Below are 20537 nucleotides of genomic sequence, written 5' to 3' on the forward strand. Positions count from 1 at the left end.
TCCTTGAACCATGGCGACACACCGCCACCCTGGACGAGGGTCGCAAACCTCGGGGGCACCATCCCTGCAAATCGGCAAACGCGCCTCAGCGGGTCTTGACCGCCTGCAGCAGTACCGACATGTCCGGTCCGAAGCGGCGAGCCCTGATGGCCTCGCGGATCGCCGCCTCGTCGTAGCGGCTGGCCGGATAGAGCAGCACGCAGGCGGTGTCGCCGGGCCTCAGGAAGTGAGTCTCGCCAAACGGGGTATAGCGGGTGGCCCCGATGCTGATGAGGGCATGAGCCGGGCGCCCGGCCTGGGCCAGCAGCCCCTGGATGTGCTCGGCCGGCCCCTCGTCCTGCTGATGGTTGAACTTGTCGATGGCCCATGTCAGCAGCTGGCCGTGGAAATAGCTGTAATCCACCGCCGCGCTGTCGACCCCGTAGGGGTGCAGCTCACCGTCCCGCTCCAGATAGCAGGCGATGCGGTAGTCATCGAGCTCGCAGCCGGCGGCGAAGTGGGAAAGGGGCAACAACGCGGGGGCCAGCCCCTTGCTCTCTTCACCCCAGTTTTTCTTCTCGCTGATCTTTCTGGCGTTGGGACGGCGGATGGAGCAGTCGTTGTAGGCACCAAAGGCGCGCGGGTGGATGGCCACCACCTGCTCCCCCGCGTACTCCAGCTCGCACCAGAGCGCCACTTCCGGCTCTATCTGCACTTTCTCATCGCCGCTCACCGCCGCTTCCGGCAAGAAGATGGCATCGCCGCTCAAGGGGAAGACGCCGAGCTGGCCGGGGTGGCCCGGCACGTAGAAGGGGAACAGCGCCTTGGGAGCGCTGGTGTCGCGCACCACCACCGCCACGAAATCCGAGGCCTCGCCGGCCTGCTCCAGATGACCGGCGAAGTTGCCCGCCACCCCGAGTCCGATAAACTTGCTCTCTGCTGTCACTTGCATCTTGCTCACCTGCATCTTGCCAAAGCGAAGGCAGCGGCCCGGCACGGGGCGGCTGCCGCAAACGTGGCGAGGATTAAAACACAGGGGTCTGCCCTCGCCCAGCCTGCACGCCCCATCCTGTGCGCCAGCGCGAACTTTTGCCGGCCGCTCGGCGAGCTTGTGAACAATCGCCATGCCCAAACTCACTCGACCGTGTGTGGCGCCTGCCCTTGATCACGGCAACAAGCGGCGCATTGATCAACCCTGCGCCCCGGAAACAGATCGTTTCCACATCCTGCCGCCTTGCCCCTTGGGCCAGCCCGCCAACTTTGCTAGGCTGCCCGCCATGCCAATCCGCACATTCAAGGATGCCTGTCGATGTCAGCACAGCACTTTCAGGGCCGCTTCGAGGTCGAGTTCAAATACAGGCTCGGCGATGTCGAGGCCTTCACCACGGCCCTCGCCGCCCTCAATCCCGAGGTGATGCTGGAGCGCAACCAGGAGCAGGACACCTACTTCGACACCCCGGACCGCAGCCTGAGCGCGGCGGGCAAGAGCCTGCTGATCCGCGCCATGCAGCCCTCCGGCATCCGGCTCTGGATCGTGAAGGGGCCCGAACCCGATCGCTGTGAGGCGGTCAACATCACCGACGCCGGCAAGGCCATCAGCATGCTGCACACCCTGGGTTACCAGCCGATACTGACCCTTCGCAAAGTGCGCAGCATCTATTTCGTCGGCCCCTTCCATGTCACCCTGGATCACCTGGCAGAACTCGGCGATTTTGCCGAGCTGGCCATCATGACCGATGACGAGGCCCTGCTGCCGTGCTATCGCCAGCAACTGCTGGCCCTAGCCGCCCAGCTCGGGCTGGATCCAGAACGGCTGGAAACCCGCTCCTACCGCACCCTGTGCGAACAAGCCACCACCCCATCACCAGAGAGACGTTCATGATCGACAAACTCGCCTGGCTGACCTTCAAGGATCAGCAACTGCTCTGCGCCCGCTCCCATGGCAAGCACATCTACTACATTCCCGGCGGCAAGCGCGAAGCGGGAGAGAGCGACGAAGCGGCACTGATGCGCGAAATCGAGGAGGAGCTGGCCGTGGCCCTCAAGCCCGACACCCTGGCGTTTGCCTGCGAGTTCAGCGCCCAGGCCGACGGCAAGCAAGACGGGGTCAACGTCAAGCTGCGCTGCTACACCGGCGAGGCTGACGGCACGCCCGTCGCCTCGGCGGAGATCGCCGAGCTGCGCTGGCTCGACAGCCGCCATCTGGCCGAGATCTCCCCGGTTTCCCGGCTGCTGTTTGCCTGGCTGGTCGAACAGAAGCTCATCCGCTGAGGGAAACCCGCCTGGAGGGCGTGATCGGGCGCACCCGGCGAGTGGCAACGACTTGAAATTGGCGGCGGAAACGGCGAGTCTAGCCAGTCATCCTGCCGCCAGTCCCGTTGGCGGCAGGCGCCGTGGCAGACCGGGCCGACGGCGTGAACTTCGTTGACAAGGACTCCTGATGGACATAGTTGAGGTTGATACCACCCAGGGCATCAAGCCTGCCCTTATCACTTTGCTGCAAGACAGCGTGGCCAGTGGCGCCTCGGTGGGCTTCCTGCCGCCGCTGACCGAAGAGCAGGGGCTCGTCTATTGGCAGGGCATAGAGACGGAGCTGGCCGCGGGCAGCCGCCGGCTCTGGGTCGCTTTTGAGCAACACCAGCTGGTCGGTGCCCTCCAGCTCTCGCTGTGCACCAAGGCCAATGGCCGTCACCGCGCCGAGGTGGAAAAACTGATGGTGCACAGTCTCCACCGTGGCAAGGGGGTCGGCCGTGCCCTGATGGCCAGCATGGAGCAAGGGGCCAGAGAGGCCGGCCGTAGCCTGCTGGTGCTCGACACCCGGGTGGGCGATGCCGCCTCCCGCCTCTATCGCCAGCTGGGCTACCAGGAGGCGGGCCAGATCCCCGCCTTTGCCCGCAGTGCCGACGGCACCCTGGCGGCCACCCTCTTCTTCTACAAGCAACTTTGAGCCGCGCACCATACCTCCACTGAACCGCCGCGCCCTCCCCATGGAGGGCGCGTTGCGTTGCCCTACACCTTGCCCTTCAAAAACAATCAAACAGGCCAGATGGATTAATTCTGTTCCAACTGCAGCCCCATTTGAGCGTCATTTCTCCTTCACCTCACGCCAGACGAGGCGTATGGTGTGGCAGAAAGACCCGTTTGCATACCAACCGAGTACCGCTCACTGCCTTGAGGAATACTGCATGTCTATCCTGCCTCGTACCGTCACCTCCCCCAAAAAGTTCATCATCGGCCACGATCTGCTGCCCCAACTCCATGATCATGTAAAAGATTTCGGCGACAATGCCCTGCTCGTCAGCGACGAATTCATTCTGGAGCGGGTACGGGAAGAGGCGCTGGCCGGCCTGCTGCAGGCCGGCCTGAAGGGTGCGGTCGAGAAGTTCAACTACGAGTGTACCGACATCGAGATCCGCCGCCTGTGCGATCTGGCCGAACAACAGGGGGCCAACGTCATCGTCGGCATCGGTGGCGGCAAGACCCTGGACGTCGCCAAGGCGGTGGCCTTCTATCTGCGCCGCCCGGTGGTGCTGTTTCCCACCATCGCCTCCACCGATGCCCCCTGCACCGCCCTCGCGGTGATCTACAACCCGGCCGGCGAGTTCGAGCGCTATCTGTTCCTGCCCCAGAACCCGGACGTGGTGATCGCTGACACCGCCATCATAGCGGCGGCCCCCGCCCGCTTCTTCGCCGCCGGCGTGGGCGATGCACTCGCCACCTATTTCGAGGCCCGCGCCTGTTACCGGGCCGACGGCATCAATCTGGTGGGCAAGCGCCCCTCCCGCACCGGCCTCGGGCTGGCCCGGCTCTGCTATGAACTGCTGGGGGAGAACATCGAGCTGGCGATGGACGCGGTGCGCCACCATGTCACCACCCCGGCGCTGGAGCAGACCATCGAGGCCACCATCTATCTGAGTGGCGTAGGCGCCGAGGCGGGCGGCCTGGCGGCTGCCCATGCGGTCAACAACGGCATGTCGGTGGTGCCAGCTCTGCACCGGGCCCAGCATGGTGAGAAAGTGGTGTTCGGCCTGCTCACCCAGCTGGTGCTCGAGCGCGCCCCCCAGGCCGAGCTCGACGAGGTGATGCGCATCATCCAGCTGGCCGGCCTGCCCATGACCCTGCAAGAGATGGGGCTGAGCCAGTTTGTGGAGAGCGAGTGGCGTCAGGTGGCCAAGCTTGCCTGCGATCCCCTCGACACCATGGGCAACATGCCGATGAGCGTCAACGAGCAGGATGTATACCACGCCATGATCGCGGCCAATGCCATGGCCGAGCGCTACCGGGCCCGTCACCCACGCACCTGACCGGCACTCAAGTAACATCGTGATCAAACCGGCAAGGTCGGCCCCAGTGGCCGGCCTTGTCATTCCCCATCCGACCTGCTGCAATGGCCCCTTTCCCCTTGGGACAAGGAGTCACCATGATATTGGAAGTCGCCCATCTGCAGGTCATCCCTGGTCAGGCTGCCGCCTTCGAGCTGGCATTTTCGCAGGCCCAACGCATCATCAGCACCATGCCGGGCTATAGCGGACACCAGCTCCAGCGCTCGCTGACCTATCCTCACCGCTATCTGCTGCTGGTCAACTGGCAGCGCCTCGAAGATCACACCCAGGGCTTTCGTGGCTCACCCCAATACCAGCAGTGGAAGGCCCTGCTCCATCACTTCTACGATCCCTTCCCCACGGTCGAGCACTACCGACAGGTCACGCTGGATGAGGAAGAACTGCGGGAACAGGCACACGGTCAGAGCTGAACCGGATGCCTGGCGTCAGGAACAAGGTGGCGGCATGGCATCGTTTGGTGTGCCATCACCTAAGCGGCACCGGGGATGGGCTGTTAACTGAGAGAGAAGTGATGAGGGTGATCAGGAGGCTGTGCTGAGCGCGGATCATCCGCGCCCAGACTAGGCCCCCGATGGGAAGATCAGGCCAGCCGCTCGGCCCGCGCCTTGATCAAGGGGGCGGCAAAGGCCTCCTGGGCTGCAATCAGCTGCAACTCATAGGCATCGGCCTGCCAGGTGTGCAGCAGTACCGTATCCACTGCCGCATTGGTGCGCTCGAACGCGCTGACGGCATCGTAACCCGCCTGCAGATTGGCCAGCATCAGCGCGCTGATAAGATCCCCCACGCCCACCGGCTGGCGGGCAAACTCGTAGAGCGGACGAGCAATCAGATAATCCCCCTCGGGGGTAGCCAGCAGCATCTCGAAGCGGCCCGGCTCGCGGGCGGCTCGCCCAAGGTGCTTGACCAGCACCATCTTCACCCCGCGAGCCAGCAGCTGATGGGCCGCGGCCCGGGTCTGCGCCAGATCGGTCAGATGGACGTCGCACAGGGTCTCCAGCTCCAGCAGATTGGGGGCCATGACATCAGCCACCGGCAGCGCCTTCTCGGTCAAAAAGCGGGTCACCCCAGGGGCGACTATGCACCCTTTCTCCGGGTGGCCCATCACGGGATCGCAAAAATAGATGGCGGCAGGATTGGCGGCCTTGACCGCGGCCACCACCGTCAGGATCTCGTCTCCCTGCTCCGCCGAGCCGAGATAACCACTCAGCACCGCATCGCAGTGTCCCAGCACACCGATGTCCGAGAGCCCCATGCACAGGGCGCTGATATGCCCTGCAGGCATGGCCATCCCCTGCCAACCGGCCGCATATTGGGTATGGTTGGAGAACTGCACCGTGTTGATGGGCCATACCTCCATACCTAGACGGCGCATGGGGAATACGGCAGCGCTGTTGCCGGCACAGCCGAACACCACGTGGGACTGGATAGAGAGAATGCGTTTCATCGACATCACCGCAGAGAAGAGTCAGGGGAAAGGCGCAATATATCGGATGAAGATATTGAACTTCCACCCTTGATCAGCACAAACCCTTATTTGATCTGCTAAAGCCTCGAGGAGACACGCGTTGTCACCCACATCCCTCCCCCTCTTTACTGCCATGCTAAAGCCCGAGACAGCGGATGCTACCGGTGTGGTTTCAAATGGTGATGAAACATTCTTGCTTGATGGCATATAAGCTTAATAAATCCGCTCTTTTTGTTGAACCGTGCGATGGCATGCGAACAGGCAGATGACCGGATGCAACCCTGGCCTCAACAAGGCTGCAAGGCTCTGTATTGAAGGCGGCAACGGCATCGGCACAAGGGATGAGATCTCGGGCCGACCAAAGGCAGGATCGGGCTGGTCGGCCCGATCCGGTTTATCAGGGGCGAGCGAAGTGGTAGACCCAGCCCTCGTCCAAAGCCATCTCGGCGGGCGGCGCCACCAGTGCCGGCAACAGGGAGACGCTCCCCTTGGCGGCGTATTGCAGCGCCATCAGGGCGCAGATGGCGGCATCGTAGCGATCGGTTCCCGCCGTCACATCGGCCGGCAGATGCGGCAGCAGCTCGGCGCGCACCGCCGATGCCTTGCCCCCCGTCTTGGCAAGCGCGGGATAGACCTCCAGCACGGCGCGATCGGCCTCAGCCTGCTGCTTGGGCACCAGTTGCAAGTCGGCCAATCGGGGCAACATGGCCAGCGCCAGGGTCGCGTTGTTGCCGAGCCTGTCGAAGGTGGCCGAGAGGGGTTTCTTGCCGTATTGCTCATGGAGCCAGCGCTCACAGTCCCGGTAGGCATAAGGGTTGTCTATCTCGCGCTGAGGCACGGCGCACTCGGTCGCCCTCCCCGACAGCAGTTCGCCCAAGGCGCGAGGAAACGCCAGCGGCGCGTCGATCCCCAGCGCCAGCTGCGGGCAGGCCAGCACCTGCAGCAGGTGGATCTCGTCGTGCAGCGCCGGGCGCAGCAAGGCATCCAGATCCGGCGCAACCCTCGAGCTCAGCCGAAACAGGGGCGATACGCCAAACCAGTGCAGCCGCTGTTCACGCGCCTGCCACCCCACCACGGCCACGGCCTGGGCACTGCCCTGCCAGCCTCTTACGTCCCAGCCGATGCCGATGGCATCCATGTGTTCCATTGTCATGCCAGTGTCACCTCTGCACGCTATCAATGCTGCACAGGGTAATGGCTGGCGCCCCTAAAGCAAGGCTGGCGGCGCGGCTTAGAAGGATTTCTTGAAATTGATCAGCGGCAAGATGGGGAAAACCCCGTTCTCGGCGTAGTTGGCGAGGCCGATCTGCAGACCGTCCAGGTGCTTGGTGGCATTGATGAAGCCCAGCTGGAAAGTGGTGCGCTCGGCATAGTTGACGAAGCCAACGTTGGCCAGGGCATTGCCCTTGGCGATATTGACGGCCCCCCAGTTGAGACCCTGCACATTGTTGGTCAGGTTGACGAAGCCAAGGTTGACCCCCTTGTCCTGACCCTCGTGCCAGTTGAGTGCGTTGATCGCCACCCCGCCAAACTGGTGGCGTACCCGGCCGGCACCGAAAAAAACGCCAAGCTGCAGACCGGTGAATTGATCCACGTCGGAGAGGGCGATGACGGGCAGATCGATCCCCTTTACCTGACCGGTGCGACCATAGAGAACAGAGGCTCTCGCCCCCTCGACCTGATGAGACGCGGGCAGATTGACGCCGGGCAGGGAGAGCTGGACTGGGGTACTGGCGTGGGCAACGCCGCCAAGGGCAACAGACCCCAGGGCAAGCAACAGGCGGGCAGGTTTCATCGGTGCATTCCTCGAGGCTCAGGGAGTGCATCAGCCTACCAGCCCTGTGGCCCGCTAACGAGGCCGAAGCGAGCTGGCTGCGTCACCCCTCGTCTGAATCCGGCCAATCAGACTGGACAGACCAGAGTCAACATTTCGCCAAAAATTAACATTTATATTATTTACATCAAGCCTCATTTGATAACACAATGCTTAAACGTACGTTTGAACAGAGCAAGCGATACGCAACGACTTGAGGATGTAGTCGCACAGTTGTAACCCAACCCGGGCCATAGGCCCTTTTGCAATACCTTCTGCCAACCACGGAGACGCGCGATGAATATGGACGTAATCAAGACCTTTACCGAGCAGATGCAAGGCTTTGCTGCCCCCCTCACCCGTTACAACCAGCTGCTGGCCAGCAACATCGAACAGCTGACCCGGCTGCAGCTGGCCTCCGCCAACGCCTATGCCGAGCTGGGGCTGAACCAGCTGCAGGCTGCCGGCAAGGTGCAGGATGCCCAGAGCCTGGCGGCCCTCGGCACCGTCCAGCTGGAGACCGCCAGCCAGCTCTCCCGCCAGATGCTGGACGACATCCAGAAGCTCAACGCCCTCGGCCAGCAGTTCAAGGACGATCTGGATGCCCTGACTGCCGACGGCATCAAAAAGAGCACGGGCAAGGCCTGATATCCCCCTGGCTGCCCGTTGCGGGCAGCCACATCTCCCCATGCTCCGTCACGACAGGCTCGCCCTGCGCCGGGGATGGGTGAAGGAGAGAACATGAGCCAATCATCTTACGGCCCGCTGTTCGAGGCCCTGGCCCACTACAACGACAAGCTGCTGGACATGGCCAAGGCGCAGACCGAGCGTACCGCCCAGGCCCTGCTGCAAACCAATCTCGACGATCTCGGCCAGGTGCTGGAACAGGGCAGCCAGCAGCCCTGGCAACTGATCAATGCCCAGATGAACTGGTGGCAGGATCAGCTCAAGCTGATGCAACACACCCTGCTCAAGAGCGCAGGCCAGCAGAGCGAGCCGGTCATCGCCCCGGAGCGCAGCGATCGCCGCTTCAAGGCCGATGCCTGGAGCGAGCAGCCCATTTATGACTACCTCAAGCAATCCTATCTGCTGACCGCCAGACACCTGCTGGACTCGGTGGATGCCCTCGAAGGGGTGCCCCAGAAGAGCCGGGAGCGACTGCGTTTCTTTACCCGCCAGTACATCAACGCCATGGCCCCCAGCAACTTTCTGGCTACCAACCCGGAGCTTCTCAAGCTCACCCTGGAGTCAGACGGCCAGAACCTGGTGCGCGGGCTGACCTTGCTGGCCGAAGATCTGGAGCGCAGCGCCGATCACCTCAACATCCGCCTGACCGACGAATCCGCCTTCGAGCTGGGCCGTGATCTCGCACTGACCCCGGGCCGGGTGGTGCAACGCACCGAGCTGTATGAGCTCATCCAGTACAGCCCGACCACGGAGACGGTGACCAGGACGCCGGTGCTGATCGTGCCGCCCTTCATCAACAAGTACTACATCATGGACATGCGGCCCCAGAACTCCCTGGTGGCCTGGCTGGTTGCCCAGGGCCAGACGGTGTTCATGATCTCCTGGCGCAACCCGGGTCCGGCCCAGGCCGACATCGATCTCGACGACTACGTGGTGGACGGCGTCATCGCCGCGCTGGATGGCGTGGAGGCGGCCACCGGCGAGCGGGAAGTGCACGGCATCGGCTACTGCATCGGCGGTACCGCCCTCTCCTTGGCCATGGGCTGGCTGGCCGCTAGGCGCCAGAAGCAGCGGGTTCGCTCCGCCACCCTGTTCACCACCCTGCTCGACTTCTCCCAACCAGGGGAACTTGGCATCTTTATCCACGAGCCCATCATTGCGGCGCTGGAAGCCCAGAACGAGGCCAAGGGCATCATGGATGGGCGCCAGCTGGCGGTCTCCTTCAGCCTACTGCGGGAGAACAGCCTCTACTGGAATTACTACATCGACAGCTACCTCAAGGGGCAGAGCCCGGTGGCGTTCGATCTGCTGCACTGGAACAGCGACAGCACCAACGTGGCGGGCAAGACCCACAACAGCCTGCTGCGCCGGCTCTATCTGGAGAATCAGCTGGTGAAGGGGGAGCTCAAGATCCGCCACACCCGCATCGATCTCGCCAAGGTGAAGACCCCGGTGCTGCTGGTGTCGGCCATGGACGATCACATCGCCCTCTGGCAGGGCACCTGGCAGGGCATGAAGCTGTTCGGTGGCGAGCAGCGCTTCATCCTGGCCGAATCGGGCCACATCGCCGGCATCATCAATCCGCCGGATGCCAACAAGTACGGCTTCTGGCAGAACGACGGAGAAGCCGCCAGCCCCGAGGCGTGGCTCGCCGGCGCGACCCACACCCCGGGTTCCTGGTGGCCGCAGATGGCAGCCTTCATCCAGAGCCGGGAAGAGGATCCCGCCCCCATCCCCGCCCGCATCCCGAGCGAAGGACTGGAGGCGGCCCCCGGTGGCTACGTCAAGGTACGGCTCAATCCGGTCTTTGCGCCGACACCCGAGGAGGAGCCCGCATGAGCACGCTCCCCTTCGAGATGGGCCAAAAGGCCAGCCTGACCAAGCGGTTTGGGGCGGCAGAGGTCGCGGCCTTTGCCGGGCTGTCGGAGGATTTCAATCCGCTGCACCTGGATCCCGCCTTCGCCGCCACCACGCCGTTCGAGCGCCCCATCGTGCACGGCATGCTGCTGGCCAGCCTCTTCTCGGGGCTGCTGGGCCAGCAGCTACCGGGCAAGGGCACCGTCTATCTCGGTCAAAGCCTCGCCTTCAAGCAGCCGGTGTTTGTGGGGGATGAGGTGACGGCAGAGGTGGAGATCATCGCCCTGCGCAGCGACAAGCCTATCATCACCCTGGCCACCCGCATCCTGACGGCAACCGGCGCCATCGCCGTCAGCGGGGAAGCCGTGGTGAAGTTTGGCTGAACGCGGTTTGCCCCATGATCTCAGTCAGCCCGGCCAGTGCCGGGCTGACTGCTATGGCGCGTTCCCCCAAAATGCTCTTGCAAGCCACTACTGCCCGCAGACAGCCTCCCTTGCCCTTTCCTTGACGGCCCGAACTGCCTAGAATAATCGCCCTGCTGTTTCAGCCATTTATCCACGAGAGGATTTTCCATGGAGACGTTTCTGCTCGAAGGGCACCCCTTTATTGCCCTGTGTGACCTTATCAAGCATCAGGGGTGGGCTGATTGTGGCGGCGCAGCCAAGGCGCTGATCGCCGACGGCCTGGTGGAGGTAAACGGTCAGGTGGAGACCCGCAAGCGCTGCAAGATAGTGGCCGGCCAGGTAGTCAACTTCAACGGCATGAAGGTAGTCGTGAAAGAAGGCGTCAGCCCCGAGATCCTCTGACCTCGCTTGAATCTTGAATAAGGGCGCCGACGCGCCCTTTGGCATTCAGCTGGCCTTGATCGACAGGGTCAGCACGAAGCGCGCCATCGCCTCATCTCCGTTCAGTGACGGACAGGTGGCCACCACCTGGATGGGGCGGTTGATGCGTTGACCGCTGGCCAGCGACTCGTCGATCATGGCGTCGATCTCCTCCCCGGCCGCGCAGTCAAACTGCACATCCCCCTCGGGCCGCTTCAGAAACTCCCCCTGCACATCCTTGAAGGCGAAGTGCACCTTCTTGCGCCGCTGCCGCCCCTTCTCCATCACCAGCAGACCGCCCACCAGATCGGCGCCGGTGGCCAGCGCGCCAAAGTACATGCTGCCCAGGTGGTTGCGGGTGCGCCAGCCAAGCGGAATGCGGATGCGCAGCGCCCTGGCGCTCATCTCTTCGATGACGGGGGCACAAAAACCGATAACGGGAATGTAGTGCCAGGCAAAGAGCCGCAGCGCCAGGTTGGCCTTCAAACGTTGCAAATCCATATGCGAACTGATCCGATGAGTTGATGTAAACAATATGTTGCCAGCATGGCTGGCGTTCGACAAGGGCGCGGATCACGCTTGCCGCCATTTCTCCAGCCCAAAAAAAGAGGGAACCGCAATGGTTCCCTCTGCTCGTTCCTGTGGCTGTCAGGCCCGCTTCTCTTCGAGCCAAGCCCCCTGGCTCTGCATCTCGAACAGCTGGGCATAGTGGCCGCCCAGCGCCATCAGCTCGCCATGGGTACCCCGCTCGTTCACCTGACCGCGCGAGAGCAGCAGGATCTCGTCCGCGTCGACGATGGTCGAGAGGCGGTGGGCGATGGCGATGGTAGTGCGGCCACGGCGCGCCGCCGCCAGCGCCGAAGAGAGGGCCAGTTCGGTCTGGGAGTCCACGCTGGCGGTCGCCTCGTCCAGAATGAGGATGCGCGGATCTCCCACCAGGGCGCGGGCAAAGGAGAGCAGCTGACGCTGGCCGGCGGAGAGGTTCTTGCCCCCCTCCTCCATCAGGGTGTTCAGCCCCTCCGGCAGGCTCAGCACGAACTCGGCCAGCTGTACCTCGGTCAGCGCCTGCCAGAGCTGCGCATCAAGGATGCCATCGCGGCCGAGCCGCAGGTTTTCGGCCAGGGTGCCGACGAAGATAAAGGGATCCTGCTGCACCAGCCCGATGCTGCGGCGCACCGCCGAGAGCGACAGACTCGCCATCGGGTGATCATCGAAACGGACGGTGCCCTGATCCAGCGGGTAGAAACCCATCAGCAGGCTGATGATGGTGGACTTGCCGCTGCCGGTGTGGCCCACCAGCGCCAGCATCTGGCCCGGTTTGGCGGTAAAGCTTACGTCCCGCAGCACCAGCTGCTCGCCATCGTAGGAGAAGCTCACCCGCTCGAAGCTCACCTGCCCCTTGAGTGGGCGCATCTCGCCTGCGGTGCTCTCGCGCGCTTCATCGAGCAGGGCAAAGACCCGCTCCCCGGCCACCATGGCCTGCTGCAACTGGTTGAGCTGGTTGGTCATCTCGATGAGCGGCTCGATCATCCGCCCCAGATAGCTGATGAAGGCGTAGAGCACCCCCACCTGGATGGCGCCCTCCGCACTCAGTCCCTCGCGGGCAAACAGCGCCAACAGGCCGATCAGCACCATCATGTAGAAGAGATCGATGAGCGGGCGCAGCAAAATGCCGTTGATCTTGAGGCTCTTGAGGCGCGCCGCCCAGTGCTGCTGGTTCACCTCGGCAAAGACGTTGGCGAAGTGGCGCTCCTGCACCATGGCCTGAATGACCGGCATCCCCTGCAGCGACTCGTTGAGGCGGCTGTTGATATCGGAGAGCAGGCTGCGGGTCGCTCGCACCACGGGTACGCTCAGTTTCTGATAGAGCCACATCACCCCGCCCACCGCCGGCAGCAGGCAGGCACACACCAGCATCAGCCGCAGATCCAGCAGCGCCATGGAGATGAGGATGCCGCACAGCAGCACCACCTTCTGTACCAAGAGCCCTATCACCTGCACATAGAGGTTCATGATCGCCTCGGTGTCGTTGGTGATGCGGGAGATGAGCGAGCCGGAGCGGTGCTGGTCAAAGTAGCGGGCCGGCAACCGGATGGCGGTGGCAAATACCTGCTCGCGCAGACGCTGCACCACCGACTGGGCGATGCGGTTGAAGCGCAGGGACTGCAGGTAGAAACCGGCCGCAGACAATACCTGCAGACCGAGATAACCGGCGGCAATGGCCGCGATGGCAGGCCACACCAGCTGGCGCGGCGCCAGATAGTCGTCGATGAACAGCTTGATCAGCAGGGGACCGGCCACTTCGGCGCCGGTGGCCAGCAGCAGGCAGATCCCGGCCTGAATGAGCCAGCGCGGGTAACGGGCACAGTACCCCAGCAGTCGTTTGATGGTCGGGTTCACAGGCGCTCCTCCACGTCTTGTTTCAGCAGCTGATGACGAGGCACCAGGCTGGCATACCAGCACTCAGGCTCAGCGCCACACCGAGTGAAGACGCGCTTGATGAGTGGACTCACAGGCTCTCCTCCACGTCTTGCTCGAGACGCTGATAACGGACCATGTCCGCATACCAGCCGTTGTGGGCCATCAGGGTGCCGTGGCGACCCCGCTCACTGACATGGCCCTGCTCCAGCACCAGGATCTCGTCAGCCTGCTCCACCGCCGTCATCCGGTGGCTGACCAGGATCAGGGTCCGTTTGTGGGCCTTGAGGGCGTGCAGGATCTGCTGCTCGGTGTGGGCATCCACCGCCGAGAGGGCATCGTCCAGCACCAGGATCGGCGCCTCCAGCAGCAGGGCGCGGGCGATGGCGAGCCGCTGTTTCTGGCCGCCGGAGAGGGTCACCCCCTTCTCCCCCACTTCGGTCTCATAGCCCTTGGGAAAGCGGCTGATGTCATCGTGCACGCAGGCGATGCGTGCCACCCGCTCAATCTCCTCCCAGCTCGCATCGGGGCGGCCGAGGGCGATGTTGGCGGCGATGGTGGTGGAGAAGAGGAACGGCTCCTGCGGCACATAGGCAAACTGGCTGCGCAGCTCACCCAGCGCCAGTTGCGAGATGGGCACCTCCCCCATGCGGATCTCCCCCGCGGTGGGGTTGGCCAGCCGCATCAACAGCTTGAGCAGGGAACTCTTGCCCGCGCCGGTGCGCCCGACGATCCCCAGCATACCGCCGGCTTGCAGGGTGAACTCCACATTGCGCAGCAGGGTGCGCTGCTCGAGCTGGTAGCTGAGCACCACGGCACGCAGCGGAAAGGCCGAGGCCAGCGCCACCGGATGGGCCGGCTCTTCGATATCGCTGCGCTCGGCCAGCAGGCTCTCGATCCGCGAATAGGCGGCGCTGCCGCGCTCGATGATGTTGAACAGCCAGGCGATGGCGAACATGGGCCAGATCAGCTGACCGAGGTACATGGTAAAGCTGGTGAGCTCCCCCAGGGTCAGCTCGTCACGCAGCACCAGGGCGCTGCCGCCCGCCACTGCGAGGAAGTAGGAGCAGCCGATACACAGGTAAATCACGGGGTCGAACTTGGCATCAATACGGGCCACCGCCATGTTGCAGGCGCCCGCCTCCCGGGTCAGTTCGGCAAAGCCGCGATCTTCGAGCGACTCCACCGCGTAGGACTTGAGCACCCGCACGCCGGAGAGCGCCTCCTGGGTCTTGTTGTTGAGCCGGGAGAAGGCCCCCTGCGCCGCCTTGAACTCCTTGTAGATCTGGGTGCCGAAGCGGTTCATGAAGAACGCCATCACCGGCAGCGGCAACAGGGAGAGCAGGGTCAGCTGCCAGGAGTACTGGCTGCACATGATGGAGAGCACCAGGATCCCGACGATCATGGAGTCCACCAGGGTCAGCACCCCTTCCCCGGCGGTCATCTCCACCGCCTGGATGTCGTTGGTGGCGTGGGCCATCAGATCGCCGGTGCGGTGGCGCTGGTAAAAATCCGGGCTCATGCGGGTGAAGTGGCCAAAGAGCCGGTTGCGCAGCACATAGGCCAACCGGTAGGAGGCACCAAACAGCATGACCCGCCACACGTAGCGCAGCAGATAGATGAGCAGACCCAGGCCGAACAAGCCGGCCAGATAACCGGTCAGGGTGGCGCTGTCCAGCGACCCTTTGGCGATGCCATCCACCACCCAGCCCACCACCTTGGGCGGGATCACGGTCAACAGGGCCACCATCATCAACAGCGAGATGGCGACCAGATAACGCTGCCACTGCTCCTTGAAGAACCAGCCCAGCCTTGCAAATACGCTCACGTAGATATCCTTTGTCGCGGCAAGCCGAGGCTGCCGCCCGTCATGGAAAGCCCAATGCAATCGCCCCCGGCTGGGGGCGATACGAGGAGGTCATGATAGCCTGAAGCAGAAGGCTTGAGAATTATTGCTATTTCACTTGTTACAACAAACGATCATCGCGCTGTTCAAAGGCACCATACGATGCTTCATGCTGCTCTCCGGTCAGCAGGAAGTGAGACACCTCCTCCCGGGTCAGACTGAAGACCTGCTGCAACTGCTCCAGATCCTGCTCGGTGAGCTCTTCCTGCTGGCGCAGTCGCCACTCCAGCTCGCCGGCGAGGATCTGCAGGCGGGAGGCGGAGATGTTGGCGGAAACCCCCTTGAGGGTATGCAGCAACCGGCAGGCGATGTCGGGCTGCTGGCGACGCAGGGCGGAGCGGATCTCCCACAGGTCGTCCTTGTGCTCCGACATGAACAGCTTGAACAGGATCTGCAGCGCCTCCTTGTCCTGCTCCAGCCGTCTGAGGGCATCTTCCAGATCCAGCACCCCCATCAGGTCGGGCGGCTTCACCTCCAGCGGCACCAGCCGCTCGCCGCTGGCGCTCTTCACCCACTGCAACAGGTTGTTGTAGAGATCGAGCTTGCTGACCGGCTTGGTAACGTAGCCGTTCATCCCCACGCCGAGGCAGCGTTCCCTGTCTCCCGGCATGGCGCTGGCCGTCAGGGCGATGATGGGCACATCGTGCTTGTCGACCATCTTGCGGATCTGGCGGGTGGCATCCAGCCCGTCCAGCACCGGCATCTGCAAGTCCATCAGGATCACGTCGAATGGCTGCTCGGCCACCCGCTCGACCGCCTCCCGGCCGTTGCCCACCACGGTCACCAGGGCATCGACCCGGCGCAGATATTCGATGATGAGCTGCTGGTTGACCCGGTTGTCCTCCGCCAGCAGCACCCGGATGCCTTGCAGCAGCTCGCGAAAATGCTGCTGATCGCCCTGCACCTCGGCCTGGCGGAACTGCTGATCGTGTGAACTGCCGTTGAGCAGCTCGTCCACCTTGGCCAGCAGGGCATTTTCGGTCATCGGCTTGGGCAGAAAATGGGTCAGCCCCATACTCTCCATCCGCCCGTGCAACCCCTCCTTGGCCCAGGCACTGGTCATCAGGATGGGCAGCCGGCGCCACTGGCTGTGCTGATACATCTCGAGCGCCAGATCCAGCCCATCCTCCTGCCCCATGCGCCAGTCGAGAATGGCCAGCCGGACGTTCTGCCCCTCTTCCCGCAGCACCTGACGCGCCCGCGAGAGGCTGTTGACCGCCATCACCCTGGCCCCTGCCCGGCCCAGGATATCCTTGGCCAGGTCAAGCACCAGCTCGTTGTCATCCATCACCAGCACCAGCGGCTGATTCTCAAAGAAGACCCGCCGTCCGGAGACGCCATACACCGCCTTGGTCATGGGGATCTCGAACTGGAACACCGAGCCCGCACCCGGTTTGCTCTGCACCGTGATCCGTCCTCCCATCAGCTCCACCAGCCGCTGGGAGATGTTGAGGCCAAGCCCGGAGCCGCCATATTTGCGAGTGTTGCCCGCTTCCAGCTGGGTGAAGGGCTGGAACAGCTGGGCCTGTTTCTCCTCGGCAATGCCGATGCCGGTGTCGCGCACGCTGAAACGCACCTGCATGGGATGGGGGTTGACCAGGGTGATGGACACCTCCACCTCGCCCCGCTCGGTAAACTTGATGGCGTTGTTGACCAGATTGACCAGCACCTGACCGAGGCGCAGCGGGTCGCCGCGCAGAAAGTCGGGCACCGCCGGCGACTTGTTGATGATGACCTCGACATGCTTGCGTTCGGCCAGATCGGCGAACATGCCCGCCAGCGAGTCGATCTGCTCGCTGAGATCGAAGTCGATCTCCTCCAGCGTCAACTTGCCGGACTCCACCTTGGTCAGATCCAGAATGTCGTTGATGAGCAGCAGCAAGGTATCCGATGAGGATTTGATCTTGCTGAGATAATCGCGCTGCTGTTGATCCAGCTCGGTCTGCAGTGCCAGCGAGCTGAAGCCGATGATGGCGTTCATGGGGGTGCGGATCTCGTGGCTCATGTTGGCCAGAAAGTCGCTCTTGGCCTGGGCCAGCAAACCGGTCTGACGCGACAGCTCGCTCAACTTCTGGTTCCGCCGCCACAGGGTCACCGCCACCAGTCCGAAGCAGAGCATGGCGCCCCCCAGCACCATCAGGTAGAAGCGGCTCTTGAGGGAGGAGGCCTGTTCCATCTTGCTCTGTTTCCAGCGCGACAGCCCCTCCAGCTCGTGCATGTCGATGACCTGGTTGCGCAGCACGTGATACGCCACGACCTGATGGCTGACATCCTCGCTCAGCTGGGCCAACCCGACTACCTCGGGATAAGCGGGATAGGCTGTCTTGAGACGGCGCTGCAGGGCCTGCAACTGCTGTTGCTCGCCCTTGTCCCAGCTGCGTTTGAGGTAATTGCTGAGCTGGGCCAGCTCGGTCAGATCGATGGCCAGCGGAGCGTCCGCCGGCAGGGTTGACAGCAAGCCGTTCAGCTGCTTTTGAAAGGGCTGCTCTATGTACTCGATCGCCATCTCCATGGAGTAGAGCTTGGCGAGATCAAGCAGATAGCTGTCGATATCGTGCAACAACGATTGAGAGTGGGGATTGTCGGCCGAGTCGGGGTCGTTGCGCACCTGCCGCACGAAACTGTCGAGGTTGCTCGACAACTGATTGAGACGCTGCTGTACATTGCCGTCGTTGGCCTTCTCGCGCCCCAGCAGATAGACGGTATCGGTATTGACCCGGTTGAGGATCAACTCCGCCGCCACGCTGAGCTCCGAGGCTTTCTGCTGCTGGCTGAGCAGTTGCCAGCAATAGCCGGAAAACGCCAGCAGCGATACGATGATCAGGCTAAGTACAACACGATTGACCCGTGTCACATTATTCATCCCGTCTCGATTCTCATGTCATGGCCATGCATCCACCGACATCACGTCGCTATGGGATCACTGGCTGTGAAAGATAATTGACTGCTATGTTACCGTTACTCTGCCCTGACAGTGCAATAAAGATGTTGCAGGGCTTATGCATACAGGAATCAATTATGTCATTTATCACTACCTATTGTAGCCATTGCTTCACCAGGAACCGCCTGCCCGAGGAGAAGGTGGATTCAAACGCGAAGTGTGGTCGCTGCAAGAGCGGACTGTTCGCCACCACCCCGGTCACCGGTCAGGAGCAGCAATTCGATACCCTGATCCAGTCCGACATCCCGGTCGTGGTCGACTTCTGGGCCAGCTGGTGTGGACCATGCCTTCAATTTTCACCTGTTTTTCAACAAGTTGCCAGTGAGCTTGAGCCAAAAATCCGCTTCGTCAAGGTCGATACCGAGCAACAGGCCGCCATTGCGGCCCGCTACGCCATTCGCAGTATCCCCACCCTGATGGTATTCAAGCAGGGCAAGATGCTGGCTCAGCGCAGCGGCTCCCTGCCCCCCAGTCTGTTCAAGGAGTGGCTTGCCTCCTTCCTGAACAGCCACAAATGATACCAATTTGTTTAATTTGTGTTTTATTTATGTTTTAACTTGTCTTGACTCTGTGAGTCTCGGCATGCTTTGACCAGATCCCCCTGTTTCAAACGGGGGGATGAATGTAATCTCGGCAACACAACAACAACCATAAATTAACCGAGAGAACGATATGCACACATCTGCAGTACCCTCTACTACCCCATCACGCTGGCTGGACGTCAAATCCGGGATCGTCATCCTGGATGTCCTGCTGCTCTGTGCCATGCTCGCCTGGCTGCCGTTTGACCCCAACGTCAACAAGGGGCTGGGGATACTGGTCTTCATCGCCATTCTCTGGCTGACCGAAGCAGTCAACATCACCATCACGGCCCTCTCCATCCCGGTACTTGCCACCCTGCTCGGGGTGTTTGACATGAGCAAGTCCCTGACGGATTTTGCCAACCCGGTGCTGTTTCTCTTCTTCGGCGGCTTCGCACTGGCTGCAGCCCTCTCCAAACAAGGGCTGGATACCCAGATCGCCGCCAAGGTGATGCAGCTTGCCAAGGGTCACCTTGGCTGGGCTGCCATCGTACTCTTCACCATCACGGCCGCCCTCTCCATGTGGATCAGCAACACCGCCACCGCCGCCATGATGATGCCGCTGGCCCTCGGCATGCTCAAAGGCATCGACGCCCACAAGGAGCGCCGCACCCTGGTCTTCGTCCTGCTGGGGGTCGCCTACAGTGCCAGCATCGGCGGCATCGGCACCCTGGTGGGCAGCCCGCCCAACGCCATCGCGGCCGCCCAGATGGGGCTGGGTTTCACCGACTGGATGAAGTTTGGCATCCCGGTGGTGCTCATCTTCATGCCGGTGGGCATCGGCCTGCTGTATCTGGTGACGCGCCCCGACCTCTCCCATCAGGTCAGCACCGAGCAGGTGACCATCCAGTGGACCGGTCAACGCAAGATCACTCTGCTCATCTTCCTGACCACGGTACTGCTGTGGATCGGCTCCCAACCCATCGCCAAGGCAATGGGGGGCATTCCCCAGTTCGATACCCTGATCGCCATGGGCGCCATCGTGGCCATTGCCATCAGCCGGGTGGCCAGCTGGGATGACATCAACCAGAACACCGACTGGGGTGTGCTGATGCTGTTCGGCGGTGGCCTCACCTTAAGCGCCATCCTGAAGCAGACCGGCGCCAACGCCTTCCTGGCGGAACACCTCTCCAACGGTCTGGCCACCATGCCTATCTTCATCATTCTGCTCTGCCTGGCCGCATTCGTGGTGTTCCTGACCGAACTGGTCTCCAACACCGCCACCGCCGCCCTGTTGGTGCCGCTGTTTGCCGGGGTCGCCGAGGCGCTGGGGGTCTCCCCCATCGTCGTCTCCGTGCTGATCGCCGTCGGCGCCTCCTGCGCCTTCATGCTGCCGGTGGCCACCCCGCCCAATGCCATCGTGTTCGCCAGCGGTTACATCAAACAACGTGAGATGATGCGAGCTGGCCTGGTGCTGAACCTGGTCTTCACCGTCATTCTGACCATGCTCGCCTACTTCATGGGCGACATACTGCACTGACAAACCAGATACCAAGGCCCCTGACGGGGCCTTTTTTTATTGCCTCTCTTGCCTGCCGACACTCGAGTGCGCACCTTTTTCTCCCGGCCTCAACCCCCTCATTCGACGTCACACGTCCTCGAACACCAGAACCGCACGCAGAGGTGGCAATGGGCAGACAGTCGGGCAGTCGGGCAGTCGGGCAGTCGGGCAGTCGGGCAGTCGGGCAGTCGGGCAGTCGGGCAGTCGGGCAGTCGGGCAGTC

19 protein-coding genes are annotated in these 20537 nt (G+C 62.6%); 11 read left to right on the plus strand and 8 right to left on the minus strand.

Translation table 11 applies throughout. The annotated features are described in order from the left end of the window. Positions 1-85: 85 nt before the first annotated feature. Complete coding sequence (locus G5134_RS20465; RefSeq protein ID WP_029305911.1) at positions 86-931, minus strand: DUF5718 family protein; 846 nt, start codon at positions 929-931, stop codon at positions 86-88. Positions 932-1288: 357 nt separating this feature from the next. On the opposite strand from G5134_RS20465, the gene G5134_RS20470 reads away from it, so the two are divergent. The 5 genes from G5134_RS20470 (at position 1289) to G5134_RS20490 (ending at position 4732) form a co-directional block, all read left to right on the plus strand. Continuing rightward, the gene (locus G5134_RS20470; protein WP_065017691.1) at positions 1289-1861 is read left to right on the plus strand and encodes a class IV adenylate cyclase; all 573 of its coding nucleotides are present in this window, start codon (positions 1289-1291) and stop codon (positions 1859-1861) included. Continuing rightward, positions 1858-2250: an NUDIX hydrolase gene (locus G5134_RS20475; protein ID WP_065017692.1), complete on the plus strand. Its 393-nt coding sequence runs from the start codon at positions 1858-1860 to the stop codon at positions 2248-2250. The genes G5134_RS20470 and G5134_RS20475 overlap by 4 nt, the downstream gene beginning before the upstream one ends. Positions 2251-2419: 169 nt before the next feature. Then, complete coding sequence (locus G5134_RS20480) at positions 2420-2926, plus strand: GNAT family N-acetyltransferase (protein WP_005300445.1); 507 nt, start codon at positions 2420-2422, stop codon at positions 2924-2926. Positions 2927-3164: 238 nt separating this feature from the next. Then, a complete protein-coding gene (locus G5134_RS20485; protein WP_214453828.1) occupies positions 3165-4283 on the plus strand; it encodes a glycerol dehydrogenase in 1119 nt (372 codons plus the stop codon). A 116-nt stretch (positions 4284-4399) separates the two neighbouring features. After that, positions 4400-4732, plus strand: coding sequence for an antibiotic biosynthesis monooxygenase family protein (locus G5134_RS20490; RefSeq protein WP_421232158.1), 333 nt, complete (start codon positions 4400-4402; stop codon positions 4730-4732). 170 nt (positions 4733-4902) lie between these two features. On the opposite strand, the gene pdxY is transcribed toward G5134_RS20490, so the two are convergent. From pdxY to G5134_RS20505, 3 genes are all read right to left on the minus strand, one after another. After that, the gene (gene pdxY, locus G5134_RS20495) at positions 4903-5766 is read right to left on the minus strand and encodes a pyridoxal kinase PdxY (RefSeq protein WP_214453830.1); all 864 of its coding nucleotides are present in this window, start codon (positions 5764-5766) and stop codon (positions 4903-4905) included. A 418-nt stretch (positions 5767-6184) separates the two neighbouring features. Further along, the gene (locus G5134_RS20500; RefSeq protein WP_421232159.1) at positions 6185-6940 is read right to left on the minus strand and encodes a DUF429 domain-containing protein; all 756 of its coding nucleotides are present in this window, start codon (positions 6938-6940) and stop codon (positions 6185-6187) included. 78 nt (positions 6941-7018) lie between these two features. After that, entirely contained in the window at positions 7019-7582 is a 564-nt protein-coding gene (locus G5134_RS20505) for a VC2662 family protein (RefSeq protein ID WP_421232160.1), read from the minus strand. Between the two features lie 315 nt (positions 7583-7897). Between G5134_RS20505 and G5134_RS20510 the strand changes: the two genes are divergently transcribed. The 4 genes from G5134_RS20510 (at position 7898) to ybcJ (ending at position 10950) form a co-directional block, all read left to right on the plus strand. Then, the gene (locus G5134_RS20510; RefSeq protein WP_005300428.1) at positions 7898-8248 is read left to right on the plus strand and encodes a phasin family protein; all 351 of its coding nucleotides are present in this window, start codon (positions 7898-7900) and stop codon (positions 8246-8248) included. Positions 8249-8341: 93 nt separating this feature from the next. Further along, the gene (locus tag G5134_RS20515) at positions 8342-10126 is read left to right on the plus strand and encodes a class I poly(R)-hydroxyalkanoic acid synthase (RefSeq protein ID WP_279450955.1); all 1785 of its coding nucleotides are present in this window, start codon (positions 8342-8344) and stop codon (positions 10124-10126) included. Further along, positions 10123-10527 carry a MaoC family dehydratase gene (locus tag G5134_RS20520; protein WP_206219963.1) on the plus strand — a complete coding sequence of 135 codons (405 nt, stop codon included), beginning with the start codon at positions 10123-10125 and terminating at the stop codon, positions 10525-10527. Before G5134_RS20515 ends, G5134_RS20520 begins: the two co-directional genes overlap by 4 nt. Before the next feature lie 189 nt (positions 10528-10716). Then, positions 10717-10950: a ribosome-associated protein YbcJ gene (ybcJ, locus tag G5134_RS20525; RefSeq protein WP_005300419.1), complete on the plus strand. Its 234-nt coding sequence runs from the start codon at positions 10717-10719 to the stop codon at positions 10948-10950. Between the two features lie 45 nt (positions 10951-10995). On the opposite strand, the gene G5134_RS20530 is transcribed toward ybcJ, so the two are convergent. The 4 genes from G5134_RS20530 to G5134_RS20545 form a co-directional block, all read right to left on the minus strand. After that, positions 10996-11469 carry a DUF4442 domain-containing protein gene (locus G5134_RS20530; RefSeq protein WP_421232161.1) on the minus strand — a complete coding sequence of 158 codons (474 nt, stop codon included), beginning with the start codon at positions 11467-11469 and terminating at the stop codon, positions 10996-10998. 147 nt (positions 11470-11616) lie between these two features. Then, complete coding sequence (locus G5134_RS20535; RefSeq protein WP_421232162.1) at positions 11617-13368, minus strand: ABC transporter transmembrane domain-containing protein; 1752 nt, start codon at positions 13366-13368, stop codon at positions 11617-11619. Between the two features lie 109 nt (positions 13369-13477). Further along, a complete protein-coding gene (locus G5134_RS20540) occupies positions 13478-15214 on the minus strand; it encodes an ABC transporter transmembrane domain-containing protein (protein WP_065017699.1) in 1737 nt (578 codons plus the stop codon). Positions 15215-15353: 139 nt separating this feature from the next. After that, the gene (locus G5134_RS20545) at positions 15354-18155 is read right to left on the minus strand and encodes a response regulator (protein ID WP_024942616.1); all 2802 of its coding nucleotides are present in this window, start codon (positions 18153-18155) and stop codon (positions 15354-15356) included. A gap of 155 nt (positions 18156-18310) precedes the next feature. On the opposite strand from G5134_RS20545, the gene trxC reads away from it, so the two are divergent. Next, complete coding sequence (gene trxC / locus G5134_RS20550; protein ID WP_017782654.1) at positions 18311-18751, plus strand: thioredoxin TrxC; 441 nt, start codon at positions 18311-18313, stop codon at positions 18749-18751. Between the two features lie 154 nt (positions 18752-18905). Next, positions 18906-20294, plus strand: coding sequence for an SLC13 family permease (locus tag G5134_RS20555; protein WP_017780199.1), 1389 nt, complete (start codon positions 18906-18908; stop codon positions 20292-20294). Positions 20295-20537: the final 243 nt, after the last annotated feature.

This window comes from Aeromonas sp. 600276 (genome assembly GCF_049175815.1).
In the GTDB taxonomy this organism is placed as follows: Bacteria; Pseudomonadota; Gammaproteobacteria; order Enterobacterales; family Aeromonadaceae; genus Aeromonas; species Aeromonas dhakensis.